The 7338-nt window shown below is 55.4% G+C and carries 5 protein-coding genes; all 5 read left to right on the top strand.

Features of this window, described 5'->3' with window-relative positions; translation table 11 throughout:
• Window positions 1-296: 296 nt before the first annotated feature.
• Window positions 297-869, top strand: coding sequence for a GNAT family N-acetyltransferase (locus tag AC5DC2_RS16210; RefSeq protein WP_491699224.1), 573 nt, complete (start codon window positions 297-299; stop codon window positions 867-869).
• Between the two features lie 258 nt (window positions 870-1127).
• On the top strand, window positions 1128-1481 hold the full coding sequence (locus AC5DC2_RS16205) for a hypothetical protein (RefSeq protein WP_491699223.1): 354 nt from the start codon (window positions 1128-1130) through the stop codon (window positions 1479-1481).
• Complete coding sequence (locus AC5DC2_RS16200; protein ID WP_491699222.1) at window positions 1478-2434, top strand: Hint domain-containing protein; 957 nt, start codon at window positions 1478-1480, stop codon at window positions 2432-2434. The genes AC5DC2_RS16205 and AC5DC2_RS16200 overlap by 4 nt, the downstream gene beginning before the upstream one ends.
• A gap of 396 nt (window positions 2435-2830) precedes the next feature.
• Window positions 2831-3757, top strand: a complete 927-nt coding sequence (locus AC5DC2_RS16195; RefSeq protein ID WP_491699221.1) for a hypothetical protein — start codon at window positions 2831-2833, stop codon at window positions 3755-3757.
• Between the two features lie 147 nt (window positions 3758-3904).
• Window positions 3905-7338, top strand: a 3434-nt coding sequence (locus AC5DC2_RS16190) for an SPM autocatalytic domain-containing protein (protein ID WP_491699220.1), incomplete at its 3' end; no start/stop codon positions are given.

The raw sequence follows: 7338 nt of genomic DNA, 5'->3' as shown, positions 1-7338 counted from the left end.
GTATTTGGCACCGCGCGGGTTGCCCAGTCTGAGGCTAAATTCGAAGCCTAAAGTCAGGGCTAAAGTTTAGGGTGGGGGTGAAGTCAAGGGCGGGAGTTGGATGACTGCAATCGCAGATATTCCTCCTTGCAGCTTTGCTCTCACTTGATTCTCTCCTTCAGGGGGCCTGTCTTACTCGTACCGAGGACGTTCGCAAGTTGCCGAAACCACACGAAAAACGAGCATCTATTGTTGACCTTCGTCGGTGTCGGGTTGATAGTCAGGTTGGAATGAAATGCTGCGTCGGGGGGCGTGATATGGTTGTCGGTGTGCCGTTGCGGCATGCGCTGGTCCGGCGGTGCGCGGATGTGCGGTCAGGAGAGCAGCAGCGGCAGGCTGCCGGTCGGTTTGTGTTTTCGCTGCTCGGTCCGGGAACGGATATTGCGCCGGTGATCGCGCTGGCGCGCGCGGCGCATGCGGAAAGCCGGTTCGGGTATATTCCCTTCAGTTCAGAAAAAGTCGAAGCGCTGATCGCGCGGATTGTCGCCAGTCCTTCGCGTTCGGCCTGCATTCTGGCCGCGCGCGGCGATGATCTTGCCGGTATGCTGTGGTGCTCGGTCGGCGAATACCATATCGGCAGCGACGTCCTTCTTGCGACCATCCACAATCTCAACGTCCAAAAATCCCTGCGCGCCACGCTTGCCGGCGGCCGGGTGACGCTTGGGCTGATGAAACGGGCCGAGGCCTGGTCACGGGCCAAGGGCGCGCGCGAGGTGCTGTTTCATGTGACGTCCGGCGTGGAGACGGCGCGGACGGACAGGCTGATGCGGAAGATGGGGTATGAGGCGATGGGCGGGAATTATGGTCGGCTGCAAATTGCGTCGAACTGAAGGAAATAAAAATATGCAGTCTTTTTTTAAAACTGAGAATCCTTTTAACAGAATTTTTTTCGAAAAATCGAACTTTAGAAAAATATTGGGGCTAAGAAATACTTTATATATTTTTGTATAATTGCAACAGTTGCGGTTAATATTTCTATAACATTACTGTTTAATGAATTTGTAAATGAACGAATCAGCAAATTTATACTTATGTTTTTTAAAAGTTCCGTTGGAATGTATATATATTTAGTTGATGTTAGTGGTTATATGAGCGGAGCCATGTTCATTATTTCGCTAGCAACATCACCGTTTGTGTCTTTTTTGTTTTTCGTGTTTTACATTTATTGCTATAAGAATACAAAAGTAGAAAGCTCATATTTTTTTTATGCTCCTTCTGAGCTTATCCCGGGCGTTATTATTGCTTTTATAAACTCTTTGTTATTTTATTATGGAATTTTCGTTGCCTATGATCAAGAATTTAGTTTTGAAATAATTCAAGTATTATTCTCATTTCCGTTTTTTGCATTTATGGCTGCCATAGCCTCATCTGTGTGGGGGATTCTATTATTTGAATTCGTTGTAGTGGCGCAGAGGTTCATTCAGCAATGGGGGAGAAAATGACAACAAGAACATCTAAAGATAAACTCATCGACTGGGTGAAAGAAAACCCATCGACGCCATTTTCGATTGTGTGGGATGGAACTGGCGCAATCTCGAAGCAATATGCGGGAGACATTGTGCAGAAAGGGTTCCGTCCTTTGGGTATCGTAATTGACAGCTACGATATCGCTGCGGCTGCAGGCGAGGGTGACTTCCATGAAGTTATTGTGGAAACTGGAGGTCTTGCCGGTGGGGTGGCTGGTGGGCTCGCCGGAGCTGCTTTGGCTGCTGGAACGATTACTGTGGCTTTTGGTTATGTTCCTGGATTCGGTCAAGCTGCGATTTTTATAGCGGGCGTAGCAGGCGGTATTGCTGGAGAAAAGAAGACAGAAGAATTCATAGAATACATCCTCAGTCTGGGCCCTGGAGTAGGGGCTGAAATGCAGAGCTATTCTTTGCTGGGTTCCGCAACATATACGCGTTGGGCGCAATCACAGGGCCTGCCGCTTTCAAATGACTACCCGATTGATCTGATCAACGGTGGCCCCAAATGCTTCCCTTCCAACACCCCGATCCTGCTTGCCTCGGGCGAGATGCGGGCGATCTGCGCGGTTCGTGCGGGTGACCTCATTCTTGCCTTTGACGGGGCTGCGGATTTGGGGCGTGGCGCGCTGGTTCCAAAGCGGGTTACCCGGCTTTACCGGAACGAGACAACGGAATGGGTGCGGCTTTCCTGCGAAGAGGATGGCGTGGCGCGCGAACTTGTCGTGACGCCGGGGCACCGGTTCCTGACGGCGCATGGCACGTTCGAACAGATCGGCGATATGGCGGCGGGCGGCCAGGCGACGGTGGTGCTTGCCGATGGCCGGCTGACGGACGTCGTGGCCGAGCGGATCGTCTATTCCGCCGAGACGGCCGGTCTGTTCGAACTTGGTCGAACATTTGATAATTCAAATTGCATAAAAGCGGCATGATCGGTTGATTGGGATGGGCAATTACCTTTTTAGAAAACTGGTTTTTTTATCTATAACAAGATTCATTATTGTGAAAATTTTGCAAGTGAATGAGAAATTTGGGATTGTATCAAGTATTCCAATGGCTATAATCTCAATTATATTTATTTCATATCTATATCTAGTGCCTATATGGGTTCTTAGTAGATTTATATCTTCTGATTTTTACATTTATATTGGCATTGGGGTGGGGGCTGTTATTTCATTCCCTTTTCTCTCAATTTTCTGGGCCGCTGCCGCTATGGCCAACGAAGATTGGCAAAATTTGTTTGGTCTATATCACCTTAGGAAACGGCCTAAACATTACTTGCGCGACGAGATCGCAAGATTGGTGGGTTTGAAGGAAGGATCGTCTGAATGAAAAGTAGGGCTCACATCACTTCGAGCTATCCTAGCTCAGGCGAGATACAGGTTAATGGCAAAGTTGGCGGTGCCTCTTCTGACCTTTATCGGAGTGAGGATACGAATATATCCGTGAATTTTGCTCCCATATTGGCTGTTCCAATTCTTGTTGCTGGTGCCGGCGAGACCAGCAATTTTCGGAGGACAGATGTTGAGTTAGCTGCCCTGGACATCAAGGCCCTGGGTTTTGGGGCAGGACTGGCCGCTACATTTACCACCAAAAATGCCTTTGAAATTAACCTCGACTTCAGCGCGATACTGGGAGCGGAAATTACGCTCACGTTCGGAGATGACGGAAACTGGCTCCTTCCCACTTTCTCCGGGAATACCTATGCGACGGTTGAAAGCAGTTTGGGCGTCGGTGCTCTGGGCATGGGTGTGGGGTACTCTGCCGGCGTCCGCTACGATGAGGGGATGCTGACCGCATCAGGTTATGCGGATTTCGGCTTGATGAGTGTTTCTGCGGGGTATTCGGTTGATCTTTCGAATGGGGCTTCTTTCACTGAAAGACAGAATTATCTCTCCTCTCTTGGTGCGGAAACCTATACGGACTGGGCTCGTTCTCAGGGGTTGCCAGGAGCAAATGACTATCCAGTCGGCTTGATAAGAAACGGGCCTGTTTCGGTGAACGCTGCCGATTATACAAACGTTTATTCGAGCTTTTCAAACCCGAATAGCTCTGGAGGGGGAAGTACAAATAGATATCAAAGTGTTGGCGATTACTACAATAGCAACTACGAGTTTTATGGCGATTATAATTCTATAGAGGGCTACGCTGACCTCGATGGAAGCGATATGGGGTATACCTATATTGATGAAGATGGGAACGAGGTAATAGTATTACCTCCGGTTACGGTTACCACTTATGGTTTTTGGGAGTAATTTCGCCAATTCTTTTCTCGGCCCGAGCCTCCTGAACTGTGGGAAGATAGTCTTCACAACTTCCATACGGTGGACCCCAGCAATCCGAGCGTTAACACGTGGGATGATTCCCGTGGCAATCATCACAGTTATGATTCCGATACGGGGATGGAGACGTTTACGAGTTCGAAATACGGCACGAAGACCGCCTTTGATGCCTATGGCAATCAATATGCCGTTATTGGCGGCGATGATGACGACGACGACAGTTCCAGCAGTTCCTCCGGCAAGCCCGTCCTTCTCGACCTTGACGGGGACGGGATTTCGATTTCGGAGCTTGGGCGTTCGGATGTCTTTGTCGATGCGGATGATGACGGGTTTGAGAACCGGACGGCGTGGGCCGGGGCCGGCGACGGGGTGTTGTTCTATGACCCGGACGATCTGAACGCGATCGTCGAGACGCGGCAGTTCGTTTTCACCGAGTGGGACCCGACGGCGGCCGACGACATGGAGGCGCTGCGCTCCGTCTTCGATACCAATGGCGACGGGGTTCTGGATGCTTCCGACGCGGCCTTTTCCGCCTTCAAGGTGATGGTGACCAATGCCGATGGCTCGACCACGGTGAAGACGCTTTCAGAGCTCGGTATCGTCTCGATCGGCCTTCAGGCGAATGCGGCGCGCTATACGTTCGATGACGGGTCTTCGGTGACCGGCGAGAGCGTGTTCACCCGCGCCGACGGGTCGACGGGGATTGCCGCGAATGCGGTGCTTGCGGCGGAATCTGAAGACTACCGGGTCGAACAGGATATCGCGGTTGATGGGAACGGCAACCGCCAGGTGGTCTCCACCGGCTATGACGCCGACGGCAACAAGGTGTTCGTGATCGATGCGGAAACCTCTGCCGATGGCTTGAGCGAGACGACGCAGTTCGACGATGACGGTGACGGGGTTGTCGACCGGATCCAGACAATTGCAACGGTCGTTGCCGCCGATGGCAGCGAAGTCGTGACCCGCACGGACCGGAGCGGTTCGGATATGGCAAGCGCCACGATTGAAAGCCGGAAGGTGACGACGACGAGCGCCGACGGTTCGGTGATCACGATTGAGCGCGACGGCACGGGCGGCGGCTGGTTCGACAGCCGCGAGGTGCGCACGCGCCACGCCGATGGCAGCCTGACGACCGAGACGGCTGTTCTGGGCGCAGATGGCAGCGTGATCACGGCAACAAGCGAGACGGTTTCGGCCGATGGCAAGACCCGCAGCACGGGGGTCGATCTCGATGGCGACGGGCTTTATGACCGGACCACGGTCTTCGAGATCGCCGACGGGACGGATGGCAGCCGCAGCGAGACGACGGAGGTCTTCAACCGCGACGGCAGCCTGCGCACGTCTTCGGCAAAATCGGTCGATGCCGCCGGTCGCATCAAGGTGACGGAGAGCGATATCGACGGCGACGGGGCCTTCGACACGCGCAACAGCGTTAGCGTGACGGAGAATGCCGGCGGCGGCACGGTCTCGACACAGACCGTGACGAACCGGGACGGCTCGCTCAGGTCTTCCGAGGTTCACACGCTTTCTGAGGACGGCAAGACGCGCGAGACGAAGCTGGACAGCGACGGCGATGGCGATTTCGACGTCACCGAAACGGATGTGACGGTGACGCTTGCCGATGGTTCACGCCAGCAGACGGTGACGACGCGGAACGTCGACGGGTCGATTGCGGCGATGACGCGCGAGACGCTCGGGGCTGATCTCGTCACCTTCGAGATGGTCTCCGATCTGGACCGCGATGGTCTGCTGGAAACAGACGAGGTTTTGCACCGGGTCACGGTTGATGGCGCAACGGGCGAGAGGACTGAAACGGTCTGGACGCGCGCCGATGACGGCAGCGTGCTGTCGCGTTCGGTGGCCGTCACCAGCGCCGACGGGCTTTCGAGTGTTCGGTCCACGGACGCCGATGGCGATGGCGACACCGATTCAACGGTAACTCAGGAAACGGTGGTTGCCGGCAATGGCGCGGCAACGACGGTGGTGGAGACCGTTAATGGCGATGGGTCGCTGCGCTCTTCTGAGACCCGCATGGCGTCCGCTGACGGGCTGAGCCTGACGACCCAAATGGATATGGACGGCGATGGCTCGGCCGACCGGATCACGCATACGGTGACGGAAACGGATGCGAACGGGGTAACGACCACGCGCGAGGAGGTTTTTGCCGGCGACGGCGTGACGCTTCTGTCATTCGCGCAGACCGTGAGAAGTGCTGACCGGCGCTCAGTCACGGTGACGGAGGATGTTGACGGCGACGGTGCGCGCGATCGCGTGACGACAACGCTGAAGGATGACGCGGGCGTGGTGACGGTGACGGAGACCGGGTATTATGCCGATGGTACGATGGCCGGCGTCACGCGCAGCGAGACAAGCGCCAACGGGCTTGAAAGCGTGGTCTATACCGATGCCGACGGGAACGGCATTGACGAGAGTGTCGTGTCCGAGACTGTCAGCTATCTGGCCGACGGCAGCACGGTGACCGAGACCCGGACGGAAAATAACGATGGCTCGCTGCGGTCGCTTGTCCGCAAGGCGGTGAGTGACGACGGTCTTGTGGTTACGACCATGACGGACAGTGACGGCGATGGCGCTTTCGAGCGCACGGAGGTTGCTGCAATGACGCTTAACGCCGACGGCAGCAAAACGACGGTGACGCAGGTCTTCGCGGATGACGGCACGCTTTTGTCTTCTACCGAGGAGACGGCGAGCGATGACGGGCTTTCCACGATCACCCGTCAGGACAAAGACGGCGACGGTGGTTTTGACCTGATCCAAAGTGCCGTAACGGTAATGCAGGATGATGGCGGTACAAGAACGACAACGCGCCTGGCGGATGGGGCGGGCGCGTTGCGCAGCGAGGTTGTCGAGACGGTCTCGGGCGACGGACGGCTGAAGACCGTCACGCAGGATCAAGACGGCAATGGTACGATTGATGTTGTCGAGACCACGACGGTCGGCGCTGACGGCACCCGGACAGTCTCCACGCAATATCTGAACGGCGATGGCGTCTATGCCCGCGAACAGAAGGTGACCGGTGCGAACGGCCTTTCCGTGACGAACGCCTCGGACCTCGATGGTGATGGCGTGGACGACGTGATCAGCCTGTCGGAAACGGTCTTGAACGCCGACGGCTTGCAAACGCTGAACGAAAGCGTGGTATCGGCGAATGGCAACCTCGGCAAAAGGCTGCAGAGCTGGCAGAGCGATGATGGCCTGAGGATCGCGAAGAAGACTGATTTTGATGGCGATGGCGTGTGGGACCGTAACAGGGAGACAGTCAAGACGATCTCGTTGGGCGGTGTGACCTCGCTGACGACGACGCTGACGGCAGCTGCCGGCGTCCTGCTTTTTGAACGCACAGAGGTTGCAAGCGCCGACGGGCGGTTGGTCACGGTGACGGAGGATTCCGATGGCGACGGGCTGGCGGACAGCGAGGCGGTGACGGCGGTGGCTGCTGATGGCGAGGCATCGACCACATGGACCTATTTTGGCGATGACGGCAGCACAATCGCTTCTTCCAGCAGCGTCCTGAGTGGCGATGGTCTTCATCGCGT

It is taken from the genome of Martelella sp. (genome assembly GCF_984369615.1).
Note: the sequence above shows the minus strand (reverse complement) of the source record. Positions and strands in the feature narration are given on the sequence as shown.

Excerpts from the sequence above, each read along its gene's own strand:
- AC5DC2_RS16210 (WP_491699224.1), top strand. The coding sequence starts at position 297 with ATGGTTGTCGGTGTGCCGTTGCGGCATGCGCTGGTCCGGCGGTGCGCG.
- AC5DC2_RS16205 (WP_491699223.1), top strand. The coding sequence starts at position 1,128 with ATGAGCGGAGCCATGTTCATTATTTCGCTAGCAACATCACCGTTTGTG.
- AC5DC2_RS16200 (WP_491699222.1), top strand. The coding sequence starts at position 1,478 with ATGACAACAAGAACATCTAAAGATAAACTCATCGACTGGGTGAAAGAA.
- AC5DC2_RS16195 (WP_491699221.1), top strand. The coding sequence starts at position 2,831 with ATGAAAAGTAGGGCTCACATCACTTCGAGCTATCCTAGCTCAGGCGAG.